Here is a 22,573-nt window from a genome sequence, read left to right as displayed (position 1 = left end):
CGCGTTCGGTAACGCACTAGGAAACTGAATTGTTCTGGATGAAGAAACTGACATTCAAGGCACATATATACATCGGCTTTTCCCTTTTAATAGCCATTCTGTTAATCAGATTATTTTATTTGTTGTATTTATTCGAGCAAATCGATGTGTCGCATCGAATACTTGACAGCATCAAAACAACGTTCCTTATCGCTGCTGTTTTAGCATTTGCGATTGTCTTGTGGTTGCTCGTTTATGTCACGAAAACCTTTGAACACCACAAAAAAACCGAACTGATTATTCGAAAATCCAACAGGGATCTGGCTAGGCTTTCGAAAGAAAAGGAGATCCATAATTGGATATTGAGCGGCTTGGCAATGCTTGATGAAAAGATCCGGGGTGATCTCAATGAGCGTGAAATCGCCGCCCATGCCATTCAGATGATTTGCCCATATCTCGATGCCAAGGTAGGAGTCATTTATCTGAAAAACACAACAAACGAAGATGTATTCGTTCATGCTGGATCGTATGCAATAGATGCATCTTATCTACGACCACATGTCGAAAGAAACCGCGGCCTTACCGGCGAGTGTATCGCCGCCAAAAAGCAGCTCGTCCTTTCAGATATACCCGAAAATTACCTTTTGGTTACATCCTCATTGGGCAATTCCAAACCAGAACACATCATTATCCAGCCACTCGTATACGAAAATCAGGCGATCGGCGTAATGGAAATCGGTTTCTTTCATGAAACTGATGATGCAACCTCTCGGTTTCTGGAACGGGCTGCTGTCAATCTGGCAATTGCCGCCAAGGTGGCCGTTGACCATGCCACGCTGTCTCTGCTCTACGAAGAAACACAGCAACAGGCGGAAGAACTTGAAGCACAACAAGAGGAGCTCCGGACCACCAACGACGAACTCGTTCATAAAACCCATCAGCTGGAGGCGTCCGAGGAAGAATTACGGGTCCAACAGGAAGAACTGAAGCATGCCAACTCGGAACTTGAAGAGAAAGCAAGGCTATTGGAAGAGCGCAATTTTTCCATTGAGCAGGCCCATCAATCAATCGCCATGAAAGCGAGCGAACTTGAACAATCGGGCAAATACAAATCCGAGTTCCTGGCAAATATGAGTCATGAATTACGGACACCGCTTAACAGCATTCTCATACTCGCCAAACTGCTGGAGGACAACAAATCTGCCAATCTTTTGCCCGACCAAGTCAAATATGCTTCGGTCATATACAACGCGGGCACAGACCTACTGCACCTGATCAACAACATTCTCGATCTATCAAAAATCGAGTCGGGGAATATGGAGCTGATCATCGAAGATACCCCGTTGTTACCCATCACACAAGACCTGCTGGACTTATTTAGCGGCATAGCCGACCGTAAGGCAATCGATTTCCGAATTACGGTTGACGAAAATTCTCCTACTTCCATTGCAACGGACGAACAGCGCCTCCGGCAGATCCTGAAAAATCTACTTTCCAACGCCTTCAAGTTCACCAAAGAACATGGAAAAGTGGAATTATTGATTACCCAAGCCGGTGACGATACCCTCGCATTGACGGTAAAAGATAACGGCATTGGCATTCCCGAAGATAAACAACGGCTGATATTCGACGCTTTCAAACAAGCTGATGGTTCAACAAGCCGAAAATTTGGGGGCACCGGACTGGGACTCTCGATTTGCCGCGAATTGGCCACCATGCTTCGTGGCGAAATTCATGTCGCCAGCCAAGAAGGCGAAGGCAGTTCATTCACCTTGATCGTTCCGTTGCGTTTCCCGGAAAAAACCACCTCCCCCCTTCCGACTGAAGATAACCGGACGCACATGAACACGCATTATGAAAAAAAACCTGTTGAGCAGCCGTCACCTCAGCCGACACCCCATACGGAGGAGAATACCAAACGCCTCCTAATCATTGAAGACGACGAAAACTTCGCTGAAATACTTGAAAGATATGCCCGCGAGCGGGGATTTGATACGCTGATTGCTCACCAAGGCGATACCGGTCTGCAGATGGCCATGGAACACCTGCCCGATGCCATTATTTTGGATATCATGCTACCCGTGATGGATGGCTGGACCGTATTAAAAAAACTGAAGAGCAACCCGCAGACTAAAAATATCCCCGTCCATCTGATGTCGGCAGACCGGCCAAATAAGCACGAAATCGAGGAGGCTGCCGTGGGCTTTCTCAAAAAACCCGTCGATAAACAATCCCTAGAACATGTTTTCGGACATCTGCATAAAATCATCGAATCCCCACTCAAAAAAGTGCTGGTTGTTGAAGATCAAAAAGTCCAAAGCGACAGCCTTAAATTCAGCTTGACAGAAAGTGGCGTTGACGTAAAGCAAGCCTTCACGGGCAAAGAAGCCATTCATTTCCTAAATTCCGGTGAACATTTCGATTGCATGATCCTGGATCTAAACCTACCGGACAAATCTGGCACAGATTTACTGGATGAGATCAAAAACATTCCCCAATATATCGATACACCGGTGATTATCAACACGGCAATGGAGCTCAATCCCGAAATAACAAGCCGCATACTCCGCCATACGAAGACACTGGTTCTAAAATCGGACAAATCCAACAGCCGCATCTTAGATGAAGTAAACCTTTTTATAAATCGTATAAAAAACGACCCTTCTTCAACTCGTGCGTTTCCTAGTTTTAGCAGCTCCGCATCGAACGGTTTGCCATTTGACAATGTGCTGGAAGGCAAATGTATTCTGTTAGCCGATGACGATATGCGTAACATTTTCGCATTGAGCACGGTTTTCGAAACGAACCAGATGACTGTAGAAACAGCGAATAATGGCATAGAGGCACTGGCTATTCTTCAACGGAAACCGGATATTGACCTGGTGCTGATGGATATTATGATGCCAGAAATGGACGGCTATGAAGCCATCGCTAAGATCCGCGCTGACAAGAAATTCGCCAAATTACCTATTATTGCGCTCACGGCAAAAGCCATGCACGGTGATCGGCAGCTGGCACTCGATGCAGGAGCCAGTGATTACATTGCCAAACCGGTAGACATCAACAAGCTTCTTTCATTGGTGCGTGTTTGGATCAGCTAATAACTAACCGGTAATGAGCCTATCGTTTGAACACTTGGAAGAATTAATTGAACTGGTCAACCACGTCCATGGTTTTGATCTATACGGCTATTCGCGTGCTTCGCTCAAACGAAGGGTTTCCCGGATTATGGATCTGTACCGACTCGATTTTCCGGCCCTGAAAGATAACCTAATCAACACCTCGGGTTTTTTTAACCGCTTTCTTATCGAAATAACCGTCAACGTCACCGAGATGTTCCGTGATCCGGCTTTTTTCGTCGCATTACGGGAAGAGGTTTTTCCTTATTTAGCCACTTTTCCGCACATTAAAGTATGGAGTGCTGGCTGTTCCACGGGCGAGGAAGTTTATTCGCTCGCCATTTTGCTAAAAAAACAGGGTCTTTACGAACGCTCCTTTATTTATGGAACCGATATTAACTCGAAAGTCCTTGAAAAAGCCAAAGACGGAATCTTTGACCTGAGGAAGATGAAAGCATACTCGGACAATTATTTGCAAACCGGATCCGATGACTCCCTTTCCGAATACTATACGGCTAGATACGACGCTGCTGCCATTCACCACAATCTGCGCAAGAACATCTTGTTTTCCATTCACAACCTCGTTTCCGATGGGGTATTCAACGAATTTCAACTCATCACATGCCGTAATGTATTGATTTATTTCAACGCAGCATTGCAAGAACACGTATTCAACCTGTTATATGAAAGTTTAGCGTTATTTGGCTTTCTTTGCCTGGGTTCGAAAGAAGCACTGCGGTCAGAGCAATTAAAGGACCGGTTTAGACTTATCAATAAAAAGCAAAATATTTATCAGAAAATTGCTTAAATTACCAACATACGTTTCCAGCAAGCTTCAACAAATTGAAGTATTGATTTTGGCATGCTCTGCTGGCGGATTTAAGATTTTATTTAACATGCTCAGCGTGTTACCATCAAATTTACCCATTGGCATCTTGGTCGTCATCCACCGGAATGCCAGGTACGAAACCAACGTTGAGGAAAGCATCATGGCCAAATCCCACATCAAGGTCAAGGTAGCCGAAGAAAAAGAACAGATCCGGCCGGGTACGGCTTATTTTGCACCTGCGGGATACCACTTATTAGTAGAACCTGACCGTAGCCTGTCGCTCGATATCTCCGAGCCGGTAAATTTTTGTCGGCCATCCATCGACGTGACCATGCAGAGTGCCGCCGATATTTATGGTCCGGGCACCCTCGCGGTATTGCTATCCGGTGCAAATCAAGATGGTGCCCAAGGTATGCGCGCAGTCCAACATGCCGCGGGGCTCTGCATTGTACAACATCCCGAACAAGCAGAGATAAAAACAATGCCCGAAGCAGCGATAAAACTTGGCGCAGCCGACCTTGTTCTCAACAACGAAGAACTTATCACATTCAGCCAACAGTTGGACAATTACTTGAGAGGAGATCAGTCATGGAGAAATTAAAGCTCATCATTGTAGATGATAAAGAAGAAAATGTACTCAGCCTAAAAGCCCTGTTGGCCGACATCGATAACCTGGACATCTGGAGCAGCACGTCGCCCAACGAAGCGTTGCGCTACTGCTGGAATCAGGATGTCGCCATCGCACTTGTGGATGTCCAAATGCCTGAGATCAACGGGTTTGAGTTTGTATCCTTGCTGCAGAGCAATCCAAAGACCTGGCAAATCATGGTCATTATGGTCACTGCTATCTCCAAAGAAGATAAGTTCCTGCTCAAAGGGCTGCACAGCGGCGCTATTGACTATCTTTATAAACCCCTCAATCCAGATATTACCGTTGCCAAAGTCAAATCTTTTATGCAACAGGTATACATCCAACGGGAATTGAAGCGAAAAAACGAGGAGTTGGAACGGTCACATATGGAGCTGATGAAGGCTAAAAAAGAAGCCGATCTTGCGCGGAAGTCCAAAGAAAATTTCCTAGCCAACATGAGCCACGAAATACGGACACCCATCAATGGAATCACGGGGATTACGACCATGTTGCGAAATTCTCCGCTCAACGAAGAACAATCTGAATGGTTGGACTACCTCGAAAATGCATCCCAACAGTTACTCCTCATCATCAATGATATTCTCGATCTCTCCAAAATTGATTCTGGGAAAATGCGGCTGGATTATGCGAAAACTTCTTTTGTCAACATTATTAAAGAACTCACCAACCTATTTGCCTATAAAGCCGAACAAAAAGGGATTACATTCGAAGTAATCAATGACAACAGCTTGCCCAAGCAAATCCTCGCCGATTCACTCCGGCTGACACAAATACTGAGTAACCTGATTTCCAACGGCATTAAATTCACGGAAAACGGACGTGTTACGCTTGAAACCAAGTTACTCAAACGGTCAAAACAACGGGTACATATCCAGTTTTCGGTGAAAGACACAGGCATTGGCATTGCCAGCAACGCCATTGATAAGATTTTTCAATCGTTTGAGCAAGGGGAAGAAGGTATTACCAAACGTTTTGGTGGCACCGGTCTCGGGCTGGCCATCGTAAAGCGGTTGGTTAATCTCCATCAAGGCCAAATCCATGCCTATAGCGAATTGGGTAAAGGCAGTGAATTTGTCTTTCAGTGCTGGTTCGATGAGGAAGATTCTGAAGCAACCCCAAAATCAGAAAAAAAGCAGTATACCGACTTGCCTCCACTGGCCGATGTTCACATTCTTTTGGCGGAAGACAATGAACTCAATAGCTTTATGGTTACCCATATGCTAAATACCTGGGGAATCACTGTGGATACCGTAAAAAATGGAAAAGAAGCCCTGGAAAAAGTGGAAAACATCACATACAGCCTAATTCTCATGGACGCACATATGCCCGTAATGAGCGGGTTTGATGCCATCCGCGCGATCCGAAACGATCCCCGCGAGCACATAAGAAAAATTCCGATCATCTCCATCTCCGCTTCAGTCCTGCAGCGCGAGCAGCAGGCTGCCTACGCTGCGGGAGCCGATGCCGTGGTGGGCAAGCCATTCGATCCAATATCGTTGTATCAAATCATCAAAACATTGACTCATGCGAAGACAACGGCTTAACGTAACACTAAAATTACATTTAGGTGATAATTGCGCTTTTTTACGATTTCAAATTCGATTACCTTTGGGGCGCAAATAAACAGCAATTGAAATGAAGCGATTATTTTTGATGCCCCTAGTAGCGGGCGCCGTTTTTTTTGCCGCCTGTGGTGGCAACCAGACAAAGGAAGAATCAGCTACTACTGAATCAACAGAAACAACAGCTACCGAGCAAGCACCTGCGGCAGATATCCCCGGGTTGGATACAGTAGCCGTGAGCAATGAAGTAGCCTTGCAGGCAAACGACCTGATGACATTTGACAAAAAACTTTTCCGGGTGAAAGCCGGCGAGCCGGTGAAACTTACCCTGAAAAACGTAGGTGAGATGCCTAAGGAATCCATGGGACATAACGTGGTCGTCCTTACACCAGGAACTGACCTCCCCGCTTTCGGCGGTGAAGCCATCAAAGCTGTAGATACTGAATACATCCCGGTTACATTTGGATCGTCCATCGTGGCACATACCAAATTGTTGGGCCCCGGTGAAACAGACACGATTGAATTTACGTTGGATGAAAAAGGAGTTTATCCTTTTGTGTGCAGCTTTCCGGGTCACTACGGTGTAATGCAAGGGAAAATCGTAGCCGAATAGGCATACACAGGTTCTTTAAATTTATAAAAAGGCAGCCAAACGGCTGTCTTTTTTTGTATCTTTGAACCATCGAGTAGACTAACATCATCACATGCAATACGACGTCATTGTAATCGGTAGCGGGCCTGGGGGATATGTGGCAGCTATCCGCTGCGCGCAACTGGGTTTGAAAACAGCTGTCATTGAAAAATACAACACATTCGGAGGAACCTGCCTCAACGTAGGCTGCATACCTTCTAAAGCTCTTTTAGACTCTTCCGAGCATTACCACAACGCCGCTCATCATTTTGGCACCCATGGTATCAACTTGAGCAACCTCAAGGTTGATATGAAGCAGATGATTGCGCGTAAGAATGATGTGATTGCTCAAAATGTGGCTGGCATCGCATTTCTTTTCAAGAAAAACAAGATTGACAGTTTCATCGGGGTAGGGTCTTTTGTCGATAAGAACACCGTTAACATAACAAAGAATGACGGTAAAACGGAGCAAATCAGCGGTAAGCACGTAATTATCGCAACTGGATCAAAACCCACCGCACTTCCGTTTCTTCCGGTTGATAAAAAACGGATCATTACATCTACCGAAGCATTAACGCTGACGGAGGTACCTAACCATCTCATCGTTATCGGCGGCGGAGTAATCGGTTTGGAGTTAGGGTCTGTTTATGCACGCTTAGGCGCGAAAGTGTCCGTTATTGAATACGAGAAATCCATTCTTCCAACCATGGATGGAAGCTTAGGCAAGGAATTGCAACGGGTATTAAAAAAGACACTGGGCGTGGAATTTTACCTGGGACATAAAGTAACCGGAGGATCGGCCAAGGGGAAGAAGGTGACCATCGCTGCAGAAGATCCAAAGGGTCAACCGGTGAAATGGGAAGGAGATTACTGCATCGTCGCGGTGGGACGAACAGCCTATACAGAAGGGCTGGGACTTGAAAACGTCGGCATTCAATTGGAAGAACGGGGCAAAAAGATACCCGTAAATGAGCACCTGGAAACGTCGGCCCCGGGTATCTATGCCATCGGCGACGTGATTAAGGGAGCGATGCTTGCGCATAAAGCCGAAGACGAAGGCGTACTTGTCGCTGAGCATATTGCCGGCCAAAAGCCCCATATCGACTACAACCTGATTCCGGGCGTGGTATATACTTGGCCCGAAGTGGCTAGTGTCGGCAAAACCGAAGAGCAGCTGAAAGCAGAAGGCCGTACCTATAAAACCGGTTCGTTTCCATTCAAAGCCAGTGGCCGCGCTAAAGCCAGTGGCGACACGGATGGATTTGTCAAAGTTTTGGCTGATACGGAAACCGACGAGGTGCTCGGCGTACACATGATCGGGCCGAGGGCCGCAGACATGATTGCCGAGGCGACAGTAGCGATGGAATACCGTGCATCCGCTGAAGACATTGCTCGGATTTGCCATGCACATCCCACCTTTACAGAGGCTTTCCGGGAGGCTTCCCTCGCCGCAACTGCCAACCGGGCGATCCACATATAAGGGGATGCGGATGAATTTCCACACACGCAAGTGGGTAAAACCCGAGGACCTCAATCCCAATGGGACGCTGTTTGGAGGCACCTTACTACGATGGATCGACGAAGAAGCAGTAATCTATGCAATTGTACAACTCGGCAACCCGCATATTGTCACCAAATTTATTTCTGAAATTAACTTCGTAAGTTCGGCAAAGCAGGGCGATATCATCGAGTTGGGTATCACCGCTACACATTTCGGCCGTACATCCATCACGTTAACCTGTCAGGTACGTAATAAAATTACACGCAAAAGTATTTTAACGATAGACAAACTGGTGTTTGTTAACCTGGATCCGGAAGGTAATCCATCGCCGCATGGAAAGACAGAAATCACCTATGCGTATGCCGGTGACCGGCCTTAGGATTGCTCTTCGTGCCGCAGCTTCCGTTCGACAAAAAATGGAGCAAACGGAATAAGAGAGGCAAGGAAAAATACAACTGCACGACCAAATTTCCATTTGTATTTGGCCACGCACATCCACAGCAAATAAACGTAGGCAATAAACAGGATGCCGTGTGCCCAGCCTACATATTTGACTCCCAACGTAGCCCACTCGAAATCTGTGGTGCGTTTCAATACGGAAAACGTGACCAGGACAACCATGGATATCCCCTCAATCAAGGCAACGTTACGAAACCAATCTAAAACTTTGTTATTTGCGCTCATACTATTAAATTGACCGCCAAAATAGGCAATTATCTATCACTCCAAGCCATTTCCGGACGGCTTTGACTGAAATGTGACGATTGGCAGGACTTCCGGACTTTTCGGCTTTCGGACTTCTCAAAAAAACCGTAAGTTTGTAACCACCGTAATATTGAGCTGACGGCATAAATAGAAATCAATCTCAGGAAACAGAATAAATATATGAACTACGACATCATTGTAATCGGGAGCGGACCGGGCGGTTATGTTGCGGCCATCCGGGCATCCCAACTTGGTTTTAAAACCGCCATTGTAGAGCGGGAATCCCTGGGCGGAATTTGTCTCAATTGGGGATGTATCCCTACAAAGGCTTTGCTTAAAAGTGCACAAGTGTTTGAATACCTCAACCATGCCGAAGATTACGGTATTAAGGTGAGCGGTGGTGAGGCCGATTTCGGAGCCATCATCAAGCGTAGCCGAGGGGTGGCCGAAGGCATGAGCAAAGGCATCCAGTTTCTGATGAAAAAGAATAAAATCGATGTCATCATGGGTACCGCTCGAATCAAAACGGGCGGTAAGGTAGACGTAAAAGACGCCGAAGGTGCTACCAAGGAGTACCAAGCCAAGCATACCATCCTGGCCACCGGCGCCCGATCACGTGAGCTACCAAACTTGAAGCAAGATGGTAAGCGAGTGATTGGCTACCGCCAGGCAATGAACCTGGAAAAGCAGCCTGAGTCGTTGGTTGTCGTCGGATCCGGAGCCATCGGCGTCGAATTCGCCTATTTTTACAATGCCATTGGGACGAAGGTGACGATCGTTGAATATTTAGATCGCATTGTTCCCGTGGAAGATGAAGAGATATCCAAGCAATTGGAGCGCAGCCTCAAAAAGGCGGGCATCAATATCCTCACCAGCGCAGAGGTACAATCCGTAGATACATCCGGTAAACTGAGTAAGGTCCAGATCAAAACATCAAAGGGCACCGAAACGATCGAAGCCGAAACTGTGCTTTCTGCAGTTGGCATCGCCCCGAACATTGAAAATCTCGGCTTGGAGGAAGTGGGTGTCAAAACCGAGAAAGGTCGTGTGGTGGTAGATGATTACTATAAGACCAACATAGACGGCGTTTATGCCATCGGTGACATCGTAAAAGGCCAGGCCTTGGCACACGTAGCATCCGCCGAGGGTATTACCTGCGTGGAAAAAATCAAAGGTCTAGACGTCCAACCGATCGATTACAACAACATTCCGGGATGCACCTATTGTTCGCCCGAAATTGCTTCCGTAGGGTTCACCGAAAAGGCGGCCAAAGAAGCAGGGTACGAAATTAAAGTGGGCAAATTCCCCTTTTCTGCATCCGGAAAAGCCAGCGCCGCCGGCGCAAAGGACGGCTTTGTTAAAGTCATCTTCGATGCTAAATACGGAGAGTTCTTAGGGGCTCATTTGATCGGTTCTAACGTAACGGAGATGATTGCCGAGATCGTGGTAGCCCGTAAATTGGAAACTACCGGACACGAAATTATCAAATCCGTACATCCGCATCCCACCATGAGCGAAGCCATCATGGAAGCTGCAGCCGATGCATACGGTGAAGTGATCCATCTATAATCGTATTAATTAGTCAGGAGCCGTGAGTCGCAGATCAAAAATCTTTTCATAGGTCGTACTCACGGCTCACGGCTAAAACCTAGAACCTAGAACCTACAATCAACTTAACAAAAATGTAACAATCAAAAAACGGCCGAATATTCTTCCGAGCCGTAACAATTGCTATATTTGTCCTATATACCTCACCTAAAAATCTAATATGGAAACAAAATTCTCAAGTATCCCCAGTGTTATTGAACGGCACGATAAGCCTTTGACGCAGCTTACCGCCTCGCTGGAAAAACGCATTCAATTATTTGATGCTGGAGCAGGCTTCTTGGTCGGTGACGTTGCGTTAAGCCAGGGCCAGGTTCCTTATCGCAACATTAACAGTTCACCGTCCGACTTAGATTATCAGCTCTTGGCCAAAGCGGGGCTATTGCTGGCATCCGGAGCCAAATCAGGAGAACTGGTGGTTACCACAGGTTTTCCCTCGGCTGTTTTTGACTTGTTTAAATTGCAGGCAGAAAAATTCTTTTCTGTACGCGATGTCATCATTGAATATAACAGCGACACGCTCAACGGCGGCCGTAGCCGTGTACAACTGACCATCTCGCACCTGGAAGTCATGTCCGAAATATTGGGATGCATCAATGCCATCCGCAAAGGTCCACTGGCCGATGATGGCAATTTTTTTATCCTGAGTTTGGGTTATGGCACCTGCGAGACGGCATTGAGCACCGCTGAGGGACCGATTTCCCGGACCTGCACCAGTGTACCGGGGCTGAGGCATGCGGTAAATACCTTGCACGACGAGCTTAATACGAGTTACTACCTGTCCATGAAAAATGAACACATGATCAACCAAAGCTTTCAGCGTGGAGACATTGTCATCGGACGCAAACGCATGAATCTATTGAATGCCCGGAGCACGCATTTAGCCAGTTATTACAACGAAGTACTGTCTCCAGCGATGCGAAAAGCCTTTATGGATATTGATTTTGAAAAAGCCGATCGGTTATACTTGGTAGGTGGCGGTGCCCTTTACCCGGAATTGGTCGGTCATTTCCAACAGGAATTTGAGGGCGTCCTTGATGTCATCGTTCCCGAAGGCGCCAATAATTTCGCCTCTTTGGGCTACTTTTTACGATCGGCGTTGTGGTGTGGTCCTAATCACATTGAACGTGCGGTAGGGCTTGATGTTGGTAATGCCTACACGGTTATTTCCACGGTTGCCGATGTTGTATCCACAGAAACTAAAAAGCCGTTAATTTCTGAAGCGTCATTCCTGACGGCGGAAGATTAAGATTCTTAAAATTATCCCGGATTGACCAACCGTGAATGGAATGTAATCCGTGTGGGCTCCGGCCGTCCGTTGGCTTCGATTAGCTGGAAGAGCAACTCTGCCGCTTTCCCGCCCTGTTCTCCCGGAAACTGCTCAATGGATGCCAGGGGTGGATTTTCGATGTACGTCCAAAGTGGGTAATTAGCATAGCTGATAAAATGGATATCCTGATTGAGGGCGATTCCACGTTTACGAACGATCTTCATCACGTCCAATGCCACATAGTCATTGAATGAGACGACCGCAGATGGCCGATCGGGCAAGGCTAAAAGTTGCGAAATAGCCGCTTCGTTGCCCTCCGGCGTAAGATCTGTATTGACTACGTATTCTTCCTTATACCGTATATTATACTGCGCTAAGCCCTTTCTGTATGCTTTTTCACGTTCCAAACTTGCGGGCAAGTGGGTTGGGCCGTTAATCAGTGAAATTGCATGGTGTCCGCAGGAAACAAACCGGTCGATCGCTTCCAGCATACCGGTTTCCAGGTCACAGTATACCTTATGTATATGTTCCAGGTCCGGCACACAATCAAAGAATACGATGGGTATACCCGCTCCTTCCATCAGATCTATAAATGGATAATCCCGCGTATTCTTCCCAATCGACATGAGTACGCCATCCACGCGGTGGTTTTTCAGTGTCTGGAGTATCTTCATCTCACGGTCGGCATCATCCATAGACTGGCCCATGATGACCGTATAGTTCTTGCCATTGGCCACATTTTCAATTTCACTGATAGCGGCAGAAAAAAAAGGTTCGGAAAGGTTGGGGAGCACCACCCCTACCGTAAATGTCTTGCGCTGTTTAAAGAAAATTGCGGTTTGATTAGGCTCATAGTTCAGTTCCGCTGCTACCTTTTTCACACGCATCGTGGTTACCAGCCCGATACTCGGGTGGTCGTTCAATGCTCTGGAAACGGTTGAAGGCGAAATCTTCAGCCGTTTGGCAATTTCCTTGATTGTTGCGGGCTTTCCTTCCTTCATCGAAGGTGCAAGATACTCATTATTGCCAAAAGTTGTATCGTTTTAAAAAAGATACATGCCTTTGATTCCGCGATTATCCAATCCTCTGTTCAAGGGCATGGTATCAAATGGGGCACGTCGTCCAGTTGCTGCCCTTGCTTGAAGACTGGCTTCGTCGGCGGAAAAGCTGCCGCTGCGCGCATAATGCAACGCTTCTGCGATCATATCTTCTTCGGGGTCGCCAAAGTCTCTGGTAAGATCGTCATAAACCAGCTTATCTACCTCCATCCCCTCAAAATAACTACCATTTCCTACTGAATTGAATGTTTGGAACGAAACAGCATAGAGGTCTACACCCAAGATATTCCAATTGAAAAAACCTACCGGCTTTCCGTACGTTTTGTGTTCACCGACCAACTTCACGTCTACATGTGGTGTCAGGTTGTTGATTAATAGCTCGCTGGCAGATGCGGTTCCTTCCGTCACCAAAAAATAAATACGATTGAGGTTAAGCGTATTCGTCTTGTGGAAATGCACCGGAGAGAAATCAATTTGGGTGCGGTGCGATCGCAAAAAGTCCTCCAATCCATGGTTTACCTTATTGGTATACATCAACCCGGTGCCTACCGAGGGCGGTGCCAACAGGTTTGACAAATACTCAGCGGTCACGACAGCTCCTCCCCCATTATATCGAAGATCTACAATCATTTCCGCTACACCCGCCTGTTCAAATTCTGCCATTAATTGATCCAACTGTCTTTTCACATACGTTGGATTCCCAAGATCACTGAGCGTTGAGACAAAGATATCAAAAGCAAAATACCCTATTTTCTTGCTACCTACGGTATACACCCGGCTTGCCAACACCGGCTGTAACTGATAGTTACCCCGGCTTAGGCGGAATGACACCTCGTTTCCATCGGGCTTTCTGAATAACAAGTCGATGCTCCCGCCATCCAATGCATCGAAAAGAAAATTGAAATTATCTGCTTCCAGCGTCGCAAGCGACAGATCGTTTCGGCCATTAATACTCAACACTTGCCATCCCCTTTTTACGCCAGCCTTATCAGCCGGCGATCCCACATCTACTTTTTTTACATATAGATCTGTATCGTTATTGTACCGGACGTCAAGCCCAAAGCTACCGGCCAGTCCCTGTTGTATTTCCGCGTTAACCGTACCCCAACGATCTAGGAAGCTGAATCGGTCCAGGGGTGCCCCGCTATTATCGCGGGCATATGTTTTTAGCGATTCCAAAACCGCGTCTGCAGAATTAAATCGGCGGGTGTTTCCCCGTACGTCCGCAAACCAGTCGGGCAGATCTTCCTGCCAAAGGTAAAACCCGTATGTATAGAGATAAACCGAATCTTTCAGTAAGTCTTCATCGGTATCTCCTAGCTCAGGACGTTCGAGTTCAGGCATGACCGTATTTTCCCCGCAGCCCGCTACGAAGGTCAACAGTCCTATTGCCATAAAAATTTTAACCATTCTTGTTTTCATTAGAAAATAGTTATTCAGTCTGTACCTACAAACGGTGTTGTCAAAATTCGTTCTACATCGAGCGTATCCACATCCGCAACCCTAGTCAGATTCCTTTCGTCGCGCGCATGGATATACAAAACATCCTGTACTTCCAGGCCATTCTCAGCCAACAGATAAACCATAGGCTCCTGTTGTTGGTTGATCAGTTCTTCCTCAAAATATACCTTAACAACCCGATCAAGGCCTTCCCATTCCACGTGTCGCAACTTATTTAATTGCAGGGCGGGGTTACCTCCGGCTAGGATGAATACCTGTTTGCCGCTTTCATGTGCCGTCCGCATGGCATCCGTTATGGGTTTATAAAGCAATAATTTCAATGGTAATTTTGCCGTAAGGTGCAGTCGATCGAAATGCACACGGTATTTGCCAGCTATACCGAACACTTCGGCCGCCCGTTCAAACAGCCCCGGTTCGCCGTGATGCATATATGCTGATTTCAGAAATTCGGTCAGGTCCTTAGCTGGGGGTGTGGTTTCAGTATATTCGAGTAGATGGGCAAACAGATAATATACCTGCAACAGGTAGTCCTTCTTTGGAAAAAGCACGTCGTCCAGCGCGAAGATAAGCGCTTTTTTCTCGACGGGAATATTCTGGTGTCTCAACATACCGATTGGAGTGCTAAACTAAAGAATGGTTTAATGATATCGTGTTCGTTTTATCGGTATCATTGAGATCGTTTCACTCAGTTAAGGATTAAAGATCGTTAATCGGCGATGCAGCACAGTGCCAACTCATCGTCCGAGTCGGAAGGTGTAAAAACACCCGATAGTCCTTCAAACCGCTTATCTGCATTTCCATCAGGGATCGATCTGCCCTCAGCCAACACGATCAAGGTCAATTGCTTCGGTGGATTTTCGACAACAGACAGGTTAGCAAGCACGTTCACATCAGGCACCCATATCTCAATACCATACTCCGAAAAAAGCGGACGGCCTTTGGCCAACGGGTAAAGTTCTTCAACACCCAGGGGGATTACCACCGAAATTTCCCTGTCCAGGCATTTTTTTATCACCTCGTGTATAAAAATAGGTGTATTAGCATGCGGGATACGCACGAAATTGCCGTTATCTATGAGTATATTGGGTACATCCTCTGCCGAACCAAATAGGAGCGTATAGGTTACCGGTAACAGTTTTGCTACCCGTTGGGCGAAAGGCCTCATACCCTGTGTGATCAGTACTTTATTCTGCATGGCGGTCAACCGGTCCGATCCGTCCGTCTTTAATATGAACAATGCGGTCTGCAATATTTGCCAGTTCCTCATTATGCGTTACCACAACAAACGTCTGATTCAATTGAGCCCGCAGATCTACAAACAGGGCGTGCAACGATGCAGCGTTTTCCGAATCCAGGTTTCCGGAGGGTTCGTCAGCGAGCACAACGGAAGGATTGTTAATCAACGCACGTGCTACCGCCACCCGCTGTTGTTCGCCACCCGACAATTCTGCGGGTTTGTGACTTGCGCGCCGATCCACTCCCAGCAACTCCAGCAACTCCGTTGCCCGGTGTTCTGCCTTTTTTCGGCTTTCCTTTCGGATAAAGGCTGGAATACACACGTTTTCCACTGCGGTAAACTCAGGAAGTAGGTGGTGGAACTGAAAAACAAAACCGATGTGCTCATTACGGAACGCGCTTAACTGCTTGGCTTGAAGCGACCCAACATCTGTACCGTTTATCACTACCTTGCCGCTATCGGGGCGATCCAACGTGCCAATGATGTGCAGCAGTGTGCTTTTGCCAGCACCCGATGCACCAACCAAACTGACGATTTCGCCTTTGGCAACATGGAGGTCTACTCCTTTCAGGATGGGTAATGTGCCGTACGATTTATAAATGCCAGTAGCTTGTAGCATGCTGCGAAGGTAGGTAATTTTTGGAGGTTTCCCTTGACCATTCCCGATTAAAACCCTACTTTTACGCCAAATTTTTCGCAAATGAACATTCACGAATATCAAGGCAAGCAGATACTGAAGAGTTTCGGCGTACGGGTGCAGGAAGGCATTGTCGCTGAAACACCCGAGGAAGCTGTGGAAGCAGCCAAAAAGTTGAAAGAAGACTACAACTCGGATTGGGTGGTGGTAAAAGCCCAGATCCATGCCGGTGGCCGCGGCAAAGGCGGTGGCGTGAAGCTAGCCAAAAATCTTGACGAGGTGAAACAACGGGCTTCCGACATCATTGGCATGCAATTGGTTACCCCTCAAACAGGCCCCGAAGGCAAAAAGGTAAACAAGGTGTTGATTGCTCAGGATGTCTATTACCCCGGCGAAAACGAAACCAAAGAGTTTTATATGAGCGTGCTGCTGGATCGTGGCCGCGGCCGTAATATCATTATGTATTCCACAGAGGGCGGCATGGATATTGAAGAAGTGGCTGCAAAAACACCGCACCTTATTTTTAAGGAGGAAGTTGATCCGAAAGTAGGGCTTCAAGGCTTCCAGGCTCGTAAAATTGCATTCAATCTAGGGTTGAGTGGTGCGGCGTTTAAGGACATGACCAAATTCGTTGCCTCTTTATATAAGGCGTATGACGCCACGGATTCTGCATTGTTTGAAATCAATCCGGTATTGAAAACCTCAGACGATAAGATACTGGCGGTAGATGCGAAGGTGAATTTGGATGAAAACGGCTTGTTCCGTCATCCGGATTATGCAGCGATGCGCGATGTGACCGAAGAAGATCCCACCGAGGTCGAAGCTGGCGAATCTAATCTTAACTATGTAAAACTCGATGGAAACGTAGGCTGTATGGTGAATGGCGCGGGACTGGCGATGGCCACGATGGATATCATTAAATTGGCTGGCGGCGAGCCCGCAAATTTCCTTGACGTAGGTGGTACGGCGAATGCCCAGACGGTCAAAGCAGGGTTTAACATCATTTTGAAAGATCCGAACGTAAAAGCCATCCTTATCAATATTTTTGGAGGCATTGTGCGTTGTGACCGCGTAGCCCAAGGAGTAATTGATGCGTATCAGGAAATCGGCAACATTCCCGTACCCATCATCGTTCGTCTACAGGGCACAAACGCCGAAGAGGCCAAACGGCTGATCGACGAATCAGGGCTCGAAGTTTACTCTGCCATTCTTCTTAAAGAGGCCGCAGACTTGGTGACGAAGGTCTTGTCGTGATTAATTTAAGATGTTAACTTGTTCAGCAAAGCCTCCCGTCTCGTTGGAGGTTTTTTGGTTTTAGTATAGCTAATGATTGCAGCCTTAGTCCACTGGAATGTATCCCCAGAAATGGCCAAACTTTTTGGTACATTTCCGGTACGTTACTACGGTCTGTTATTTGCGATGGGCATTGCCGCTGCCTATTATGTGGTGGATCGGATGTATAAAAAGGAGGGCATACCACTCGAACATCTTGAACGGTTGGCGATCTACGTGGTACTCGGAACCTTTATCGGCGCCCGCTTGGGACATTTTCTTTTTTATCAACCTGAATATTTTTGGAAAGCGCCGCTCGAAATATTTCTTCCGATAGCGAAAATAGATGGATCTTATCAGTTTGTGGGATTTGGTGGATTGGCCAGCCATGGAGGCGCCCTGGGTATCCTTATTGCAGTCATCTTATATTGCCGCAAAACCAGGCTGAGCTTTCTTTGGGTAGTAGATCGCTTGGCCATTGTTGCTCCGCTGACGTGCGCATTCATTCGGATGGGAAATTTTATGAATTCTGAAATCATCGGCAAACCCACAGAAGGAAGTTACGGCGTCATCTTCCAACGGGTGGATAATATCCCCCGTCACCCTACTCAACTCTACGAAGCAGCTTCCTACTTGGTAATTTTTGTGCTGATGGCCTTTCTATACCGCAAAAACAACCGCCCCCATGGTTTTATGTTCGGAATATTTTTGATTTTGTTATTTACGGCACGCTTTTGCATTGAATTTTTTAAGGAAGAACAGGTTGCTTTTGAGCAGGGAATGACATTTAATATGGGGCAATGGCTAAGCATCCCGTTCGTTTTAGTTGGGGTCGCATTAATGATATATAAAAATAAACCTGTACCAGCAACAGTTAAGCTAACAAATGGCTCATAGCTGGTCGCTCAATACCGACAGCGGATAGCTAACGAGCCAAAAGGCAGTAAAAATATGAAACATACACGTATAAAGGATTTATTGAATGCTACGGAATACGGGCAGCAGGTAACCGTAAAAGGATGGGTTAAAACGTTCCGGAATAATCAATTCATTGCAATCAACGATGGATCGACGCTTGGCAATATCCAAGCGGTAGTTGATTTTGCTAACACCAATGAAAATCTCTTGAAGCGGATTACCACCGGTGCAGCACTTGCTGTTTCCGGACGCTTGGTGGAGTCGTTGGGTAAAGGTCAACGGGTGGAGATCAAGGTAGAATCGCTTGAAATATTAGGAGATAGTGATCCCGAAAAATTCCCCTTACAGCCAAAAAAGCACAGTCTCGAATTTTTGCGTGAGATCGCCCACCTGCGTTTTCGCACCAATACATTCAACGCGGTGTTCAAGGTACGCAACGCCTTGTCATTTGCCATCCACCAGTTCTTTTTTGAACGTGGATTTGTTTATATGCATACCCCTATCATCACGGGATCCGACGCTGAAGGTGCCGGTGAAATGTTCAAGGTAACCACCCTCGACTTCGATGGCACCCCCCGGACACCCGACGGTGCAGTAGACTATTCGGAAGATTTTTTCGGCAAACCCACCAACCTCACGGTATCCGGACAGCTCGAGGGTGAATTAGCGGCCATGGCATTGGGCAATATTTATACATTCGGACCTACATTCCGTGCGGAAAATTCCAACACCACACGCCACTTGGCTGAATTCTGGATGATTGAACCCGAAATGGCGTTTTACGAACTGGAAGACAACATGGATCTCGCCGAAGAACTCTTAAAGTATGTCATTCGATTTGCGCTCGACCATTGCCCGGATGAGATCGAATTTCTCAAAAGCAGGCTACTCGAAGAGGAAAAAAGCAAACCGCAAAACGAACGCTCCGAAATGGATTTGGTTGCCAAACTCCGTTTCTGTCTCGACAACCGGTTTGAACGACTCACGTATACCGAAGCCATCGAAATACTGCGTCAAAGCAAACCTAACCAAAAGAAGCAATTCAAATACCCCATAACCGGATGGGGTACCGATTTGCAATCTGAACATGAGCGATATTTGGTAGAGAAACATTTTAAGAAACCGGTCATTCTTACCGATTACCCTGCAGACATTAAATCGTTCTATATGCGGCTGAATGAGCCGGATGACCAGGGGCGGCTGACTGTCGCTGCCATGGACATTTTATTTCCCGGTATCGGTGAGCTGGTTGGTGGTTCGCAACGAGAAGAGCGATACGACAAACTTGTTGAGCGGATGCACGAAATGGGAGTACCCACTGATGAAATGGACTGGTTCCTCGACACGCGGCGCTTCGGCACGGCGCCCCATTCGGGATTCGGTGTCGGATTTGAACGGCTCGTACTGTTTGTTACGGGTATGACGAATATCCGCGATGTGATTCCTTTTCCACGCACGCCAAACAATGCGGAGTTTTGATAGTTTGTTTAAACGATGTTACTACGTATCTACGAAGAGAATCCAAATCCAAAAGCCATCCAACAGGTGGTGGATGTGCTACGCAAGGGAGGGCTTATCATCTATCCTACAGATACCGTTTATGGATTGGGTTGCGACATCAACAATCACCGGGCAATCGAGCGGGTGTGTGATCTCCGGGGGTTGAAATTGGAAAAAGCCAATCTATCATTTGTGTGCGATGACCTAACCGGTATCGCCCAATATACCAAACCTTTCGATACAGCGACATTTCGACTGTTGAAAAAAGCATTGCCGGGACCGTTTACATTTATCTTTAACGCCAGTGGGCAAGTACCCAAACTGTTGAGTTCAAAGAAAAAGACCGTAGGTATCCGTGTCCCAGATAACAACATTGCCCGTGAGATTGTACGCGAACTAGGCAATCCAATTGTGTCGGCATCCATTCACGATGACGACGAAATTGTGGAATATTCAACCGACCCGGAGCTTATCTATGAAAAGTATCGCGATTACGTAGATATTATCATTGACGGGGGGTACGGTGGGAATGTGGCTTCCACCGTGGTGGATACCACGGCCGGAGATTTCGAAATAGTCCGCGAAGGAAAGGGAGATTTGTCTCTTTTTTTATAGCTTAGTAGCTTTTTACAAGCCAATCTTCTCATGCGTAGACAAATCAAACAATTTTTCGAGGCCGATTCAGCAAGTGGCATTACGCTGTTGATTTTTCTGGTCGTTTCCCTCCTCGTTGCCAACTCGCCGTTAGGCCCGGGCTTTGAGTCGCTGTTAGCCCATAAAATCGGCTTTGAGTCCGGTTCCATCCATTTAAATTACAGCATTCTCCAGTGGATAAACGATGGTTTGATGGCCGTGTTTTTCCTGATGGTGGGTATAGAAATAAAGCAAGAGCTAGCACACGGTCAACTTTCATCGGCCAAGAAAGCCTCGCTCCCGTTCTTTGCTGCATTGGGTGGCATGTTGCTGCCAGCAGGTATTTATTTGTTATTCAATGTCGGAACCGAGACACATCACGGTTGGGGCATCCCAATGGCAACGGACATTGCGTTTGCGATCGGTATCCTGTCTATCTTAGGCAAGCGTGTACCACTCGCGCTCAAAGTTTTTCTTACCGCGATCGCAATTGTAGACGACCTGGGTGCTATCCTCGTTATCGCCATCTTTTACACCTCAGATTTGGCTGCCGATTATTTACTGTACGCGTTGGGCATCTTTCTGCTGTTGACGTTCATCAACCGGATGGGTGTCAAATCGGTTTGGGTTTATCTCATTCCCGGTGTATTCATGTGGTATTTTATCCATCATTCCGGCATACACGCAACCATTGCCGGTGTACTCACCGCTTTTGCAATTCCCATCGAAGGAAAAAAAGGTGGCTCCTCACCCATCCAACGGGTTGAACATGCAATCAGCACGCCCGTCAATTTTATCATCATGCCTCTATTCGCACTCGCCAATACGAATATCCGGTTTGAAAGCGGAATGATAGAAGGGCTTGCCAGTCCGCTTGGATTAGGGATTATCGCCGGCTTATTTGTAGGTAAGTCCCTGGGAATAACGTTGTTTTCATGGATTTCCGTAAAACTTGGGATGAGTGAGCTCCCGAAAAGCACCCGTTGGATCCAGGTATTTTCCATCGGATTGATGGGCGGCATTGGCTTTACGATGTCAATATTCATCGCGCTACTCTCCTTTAGCGATCCGCTTCATCAGACAGCTGCGAAATTTTCCATTTTAGTTGCGTCGGCACTCTCGGCCATCATTGGATACAGTATCCTCAAACGATTAGGAAACCAATATGCGGACAAAAACAACAAGTAGTGACGGCACACCGTTGTGCAGAATCTTAATTTAACAAGTCCTTCGGTAGTCGGAGCGACGAAATGTAATGGTAGACGAGCGTTGTGAAAAAACAAACAAACAAACAAACAAACATGCCTGATTACAGCCAGCAATTGAGCCGATACATGCCCACAACCGCTGCACCAGTGATCTCGCAATGGATCATCGATAGCAACTGTCAATTCCGAATCAGCAAGAGCAGGGCGTCCAAATTGGGTGATTACAGGCCTCCACATGGCGGGCACGGTCATCGGATATCGGTAAACCATAATTTGAACAGCTATGCCTTTCTAATTACGACCGTCCACGAGTTTGCCCATCTAAAAACCTGGAACAACTATAAAAATAAAGTAAGGCCGCATGGAAAGGAATGGAAAAGCCATTTCAAACAGCTCATGCAACCCTTTATCAAAACGGGAATCTTTCCGGTTGATATCGAAACAGCACTAGCCCGCTATATGGACAATCCGGCCGCCTCAAGTTGTACGGATCTTAATCTGTTCCGTGTACTAAAAAGGTATAACTTGCAAACCGACGATACGCAATCTGTCGAACAACTGCCGGAGGATACGATTTTTACACTTAAAAATGGCCGCGTTTTTCAGAAGAAGGAAAAGATCAGAAAGCGATACCGCTGTATTGAGCTTAAAACGCGGCGCATCTATCTTTTCAGTCCTATTGCCGAGGTAATCATACTGGAATCTCCAAATAATTCTGTAATTTAGCCCGTCATTCATCGTAATGACGACACAATTGCCCCACATCGTCGGACGTGGAAATACGCTAACATAACTA

General features: G+C 46.8%; 21 protein-coding genes. 15 read left to right on the top strand and 6 right to left on the bottom strand.

The window, feature by feature from the left end; translation table 11 throughout:
• The first annotated feature begins 38 nt into the window (after positions 1–38).
• The 7 genes from BMZ56_RS01320 (at position 39) to BMZ56_RS01290 (ending at position 8,652) form a co-directional block, all read left to right on the top strand.
• Positions 39–3,080 carry a hybrid sensor histidine kinase/response regulator gene (locus BMZ56_RS01320; protein ID WP_090623039.1) on the top strand — a complete coding sequence of 1,014 codons (3,042 nt, stop codon included), beginning with the start codon at positions 39–41 and terminating at the stop codon, positions 3,078–3,080.
• A gap of 13 nt (positions 3,081–3,093) precedes the next feature.
• Positions 3,094–3,906: a CheR family methyltransferase gene (locus tag BMZ56_RS01315; RefSeq protein WP_090623035.1), complete on the top strand. Its 813-nt coding sequence runs from the start codon at positions 3,094–3,096 to the stop codon at positions 3,904–3,906.
• Positions 3,899–4,528 (top strand): chemotaxis protein CheB, encoded by a 630-nt coding sequence (locus BMZ56_RS01310; RefSeq protein ID WP_090623031.1) that lies wholly within the window; start codon positions 3,899–3,901, stop codon positions 4,526–4,528. The genes BMZ56_RS01315 and BMZ56_RS01310 overlap by 8 nt, the downstream gene beginning before the upstream one ends.
• Positions 4,516–6,123: a hybrid sensor histidine kinase/response regulator gene (locus BMZ56_RS01305; protein WP_090623027.1), complete on the top strand. Its 1,608-nt coding sequence runs from the start codon at positions 4,516–4,518 to the stop codon at positions 6,121–6,123. Before BMZ56_RS01310 ends, BMZ56_RS01305 begins: the two co-directional genes overlap by 13 nt.
• Positions 6,124–6,214: 91 nt before the next feature.
• Positions 6,215–6,754 (top strand): plastocyanin/azurin family copper-binding protein, encoded by a 540-nt coding sequence (locus tag BMZ56_RS01300; protein ID WP_090623023.1) that lies wholly within the window; start codon positions 6,215–6,217, stop codon positions 6,752–6,754.
• A gap of 91 nt (positions 6,755–6,845) precedes the next feature.
• Positions 6,846–8,252, top strand: coding sequence for a dihydrolipoyl dehydrogenase (gene lpdA, locus BMZ56_RS01295; RefSeq protein ID WP_090623018.1), 1,407 nt, complete (start codon positions 6,846–6,848; stop codon positions 8,250–8,252).
• 10 nt (positions 8,253–8,262) lie between these two features.
• The gene (locus BMZ56_RS01290) at positions 8,263–8,652 is read left to right on the top strand and encodes an acyl-CoA thioesterase (RefSeq protein WP_090624400.1); all 390 of its coding nucleotides are present in this window, start codon (positions 8,263–8,265) and stop codon (positions 8,650–8,652) included.
• On the opposite strand, the gene BMZ56_RS01285 is transcribed toward BMZ56_RS01290, so the two are convergent.
• Positions 8,649–8,957, bottom strand: a complete 309-nt coding sequence (locus BMZ56_RS01285) for a DUF3817 domain-containing protein (RefSeq protein WP_090623014.1) — start codon at positions 8,955–8,957, stop codon at positions 8,649–8,651. The genes BMZ56_RS01290 and BMZ56_RS01285 overlap by 4 nt on opposite strands.
• A gap of 201 nt (positions 8,958–9,158) precedes the next feature.
• Between BMZ56_RS01285 and lpdA (BMZ56_RS01280) the strand changes: the two genes are divergently transcribed.
• Positions 9,159–10,547: a dihydrolipoyl dehydrogenase gene (gene lpdA / locus BMZ56_RS01280; RefSeq protein ID WP_090623010.1), complete on the top strand. Its 1,389-nt coding sequence runs from the start codon at positions 9,159–9,161 to the stop codon at positions 10,545–10,547.
• A gap of 199 nt (positions 10,548–10,746) precedes the next feature.
• Positions 10,747–11,832, top strand: coding sequence for a ParM/StbA family protein (locus tag BMZ56_RS01275; RefSeq protein WP_090623006.1), 1,086 nt, complete (start codon positions 10,747–10,749; stop codon positions 11,830–11,832).
• Between the two features lie 11 nt (positions 11,833–11,843).
• On the opposite strand, the gene BMZ56_RS01270 is transcribed toward BMZ56_RS01275, so the two are convergent.
• The 5 genes from BMZ56_RS01270 to BMZ56_RS01250 all read right to left on the bottom strand — a co-directional run bounded on the left by BMZ56_RS01270 (position 11,844) and on the right by BMZ56_RS01250 (position 16,228).
• Positions 11,844–12,854 (bottom strand): LacI family DNA-binding transcriptional regulator, encoded by a 1,011-nt coding sequence (locus tag BMZ56_RS01270; RefSeq protein WP_090623003.1) that lies wholly within the window; start codon positions 12,852–12,854, stop codon positions 11,844–11,846.
• Positions 12,855–12,896: 42 nt separating this feature from the next.
• A complete protein-coding gene (locus tag BMZ56_RS01265; RefSeq protein ID WP_090623000.1) occupies positions 12,897–14,333 on the bottom strand; it encodes a S41 family peptidase in 1,437 nt (478 codons plus the stop codon).
• A gap of 14 nt (positions 14,334–14,347) precedes the next feature.
• Positions 14,348–14,980 (bottom strand): hypothetical protein, encoded by a 633-nt coding sequence (locus tag BMZ56_RS01260; RefSeq protein WP_090622997.1) that lies wholly within the window; start codon positions 14,978–14,980, stop codon positions 14,348–14,350.
• A 98-nt stretch (positions 14,981–15,078) separates the two neighbouring features.
• Positions 15,079–15,567 carry a hypothetical protein gene (locus BMZ56_RS01255; RefSeq protein ID WP_104443683.1) on the bottom strand — a complete coding sequence of 163 codons (489 nt, stop codon included), beginning with the start codon at positions 15,565–15,567 and terminating at the stop codon, positions 15,079–15,081.
• The gene (locus BMZ56_RS01250) at positions 15,557–16,228 is read right to left on the bottom strand and encodes an ABC transporter ATP-binding protein (RefSeq protein ID WP_090622989.1); all 672 of its coding nucleotides are present in this window, start codon (positions 16,226–16,228) and stop codon (positions 15,557–15,559) included. The genes BMZ56_RS01255 and BMZ56_RS01250 overlap by 11 nt, the downstream gene beginning before the upstream one ends.
• Before the next feature lie 81 nt (positions 16,229–16,309).
• On the opposite strand from BMZ56_RS01250, the gene sucC reads away from it, so the two are divergent.
• From sucC to BMZ56_RS01220, 6 genes are all read left to right on the top strand, one after another.
• Complete coding sequence (gene sucC, locus BMZ56_RS01245; protein ID WP_090622986.1) at positions 16,310–17,500, top strand: ADP-forming succinate--CoA ligase subunit beta; 1,191 nt, start codon at positions 16,310–16,312, stop codon at positions 17,498–17,500.
• 72 nt (positions 17,501–17,572) lie between these two features.
• Positions 17,573–18,415: a prolipoprotein diacylglyceryl transferase gene (gene lgt / locus BMZ56_RS01240; RefSeq protein WP_090622983.1), complete on the top strand. Its 843-nt coding sequence runs from the start codon at positions 17,573–17,575 to the stop codon at positions 18,413–18,415.
• Between the two features lie 54 nt (positions 18,416–18,469).
• Positions 18,470–19,915: an asparagine--tRNA ligase gene (gene asnS, locus BMZ56_RS01235; protein WP_090622979.1), complete on the top strand. Its 1,446-nt coding sequence runs from the start codon at positions 18,470–18,472 to the stop codon at positions 19,913–19,915.
• Between the two features lie 15 nt (positions 19,916–19,930).
• Positions 19,931–20,551, top strand: a complete 621-nt coding sequence (locus BMZ56_RS01230) for an L-threonylcarbamoyladenylate synthase (RefSeq protein ID WP_090622975.1) — start codon at positions 19,931–19,933, stop codon at positions 20,549–20,551.
• A gap of 30 nt (positions 20,552–20,581) precedes the next feature.
• The gene (gene nhaA / locus BMZ56_RS01225) at positions 20,582–21,757 is read left to right on the top strand and encodes a Na+/H+ antiporter NhaA (RefSeq protein ID WP_090622972.1); all 1,176 of its coding nucleotides are present in this window, start codon (positions 20,582–20,584) and stop codon (positions 21,755–21,757) included.
• 113 nt (positions 21,758–21,870) lie between these two features.
• Positions 21,871–22,503 (top strand): SprT-like domain-containing protein, encoded by a 633-nt coding sequence (locus BMZ56_RS01220; RefSeq protein WP_090622968.1) that lies wholly within the window; start codon positions 21,871–21,873, stop codon positions 22,501–22,503.
• The last annotated feature ends 70 nt before the right edge of the window (positions 22,504–22,573 follow it).

The organism is Parapedobacter indicus (genome assembly GCF_900113765.1).
Lineage (GTDB): Bacteria > Bacteroidota > Bacteroidia > Sphingobacteriales > Sphingobacteriaceae > Parapedobacter > Parapedobacter indicus.
Note: the sequence above shows the minus strand (reverse complement) of the source record. Positions and strands in the feature narration are given on the sequence as shown.

What these genes read in the sequence shown, in the direction of transcription:
- BMZ56_RS01275 (WP_090623006.1), top strand. Translation starts at nt 10,747, where the DNA reads ATGGAAACAAAATTCTCAAGTATCCCCAGTGTTATTGAACGGCACGAT.
- BMZ56_RS01285 (WP_090623014.1), bottom strand. Translation starts at nt 8,957, where the DNA reads ATGAGCGCAAATAACAAAGTTTTAGATTGGTTTCGTAACGTTGCCTTG.
- BMZ56_RS01320 (WP_090623039.1), top strand. Translation starts at nt 39, where the DNA reads ATGAAGAAACTGACATTCAAGGCACATATATACATCGGCTTTTCCCTT.
- lpdA (WP_090623010.1), top strand. Translation starts at nt 9,159, where the DNA reads ATGAACTACGACATCATTGTAATCGGGAGCGGACCGGGCGGTTATGTT.
- BMZ56_RS01300 (WP_090623023.1), top strand. Translation starts at nt 6,215, where the DNA reads ATGAAGCGATTATTTTTGATGCCCCTAGTAGCGGGCGCCGTTTTTTTT.
- BMZ56_RS01305 (WP_090623027.1), top strand. Translation starts at nt 4,516, where the DNA reads ATGGAGAAATTAAAGCTCATCATTGTAGATGATAAAGAAGAAAATGTA.
- BMZ56_RS01255 (WP_104443683.1), bottom strand. Translation starts at nt 15,567, where the DNA reads ATGCAGAATAAAGTACTGATCACACAGGGTATGAGGCCTTTCGCCCAA.
- BMZ56_RS01230 (WP_090622975.1), top strand. Translation starts at nt 19,931, where the DNA reads ATGTTACTACGTATCTACGAAGAGAATCCAAATCCAAAAGCCATCCAA.
- BMZ56_RS01265 (WP_090623000.1), bottom strand. Translation starts at nt 14,333, where the DNA reads ATGAAAACAAGAATGGTTAAAATTTTTATGGCAATAGGACTGTTGACC.
- lgt (WP_090622983.1), top strand. Translation starts at nt 17,573, where the DNA reads ATGATTGCAGCCTTAGTCCACTGGAATGTATCCCCAGAAATGGCCAAA.
- BMZ56_RS01250 (WP_090622989.1), bottom strand. Translation starts at nt 16,228, where the DNA reads ATGCTACAAGCTACTGGCATTTATAAATCGTACGGCACATTACCCATC.
- BMZ56_RS01290 (WP_090624400.1), top strand. Translation starts at nt 8,263, where the DNA reads ATGAATTTCCACACACGCAAGTGGGTAAAACCCGAGGACCTCAATCCC.
- BMZ56_RS01315 (WP_090623035.1), top strand. Translation starts at nt 3,094, where the DNA reads ATGAGCCTATCGTTTGAACACTTGGAAGAATTAATTGAACTGGTCAAC.
- sucC (WP_090622986.1), top strand. Translation starts at nt 16,310, where the DNA reads ATGAACATTCACGAATATCAAGGCAAGCAGATACTGAAGAGTTTCGGC.
- BMZ56_RS01270 (WP_090623003.1), bottom strand. Translation starts at nt 12,854, where the DNA reads ATGAAGGAAGGAAAGCCCGCAACAATCAAGGAAATTGCCAAACGGCTG.
- lpdA (WP_090623018.1), top strand. Translation starts at nt 6,846, where the DNA reads ATGCAATACGACGTCATTGTAATCGGTAGCGGGCCTGGGGGATATGTG.
- nhaA (WP_090622972.1), top strand. Translation starts at nt 20,582, where the DNA reads ATGCGTAGACAAATCAAACAATTTTTCGAGGCCGATTCAGCAAGTGGC.
- asnS (WP_090622979.1), top strand. Translation starts at nt 18,470, where the DNA reads ATGAAACATACACGTATAAAGGATTTATTGAATGCTACGGAATACGGG.
- BMZ56_RS01220 (WP_090622968.1), top strand. Translation starts at nt 21,871, where the DNA reads ATGCCTGATTACAGCCAGCAATTGAGCCGATACATGCCCACAACCGCT.
- BMZ56_RS01260 (WP_090622997.1), bottom strand. Translation starts at nt 14,980, where the DNA reads ATGTTGAGACACCAGAATATTCCCGTCGAGAAAAAAGCGCTTATCTTC.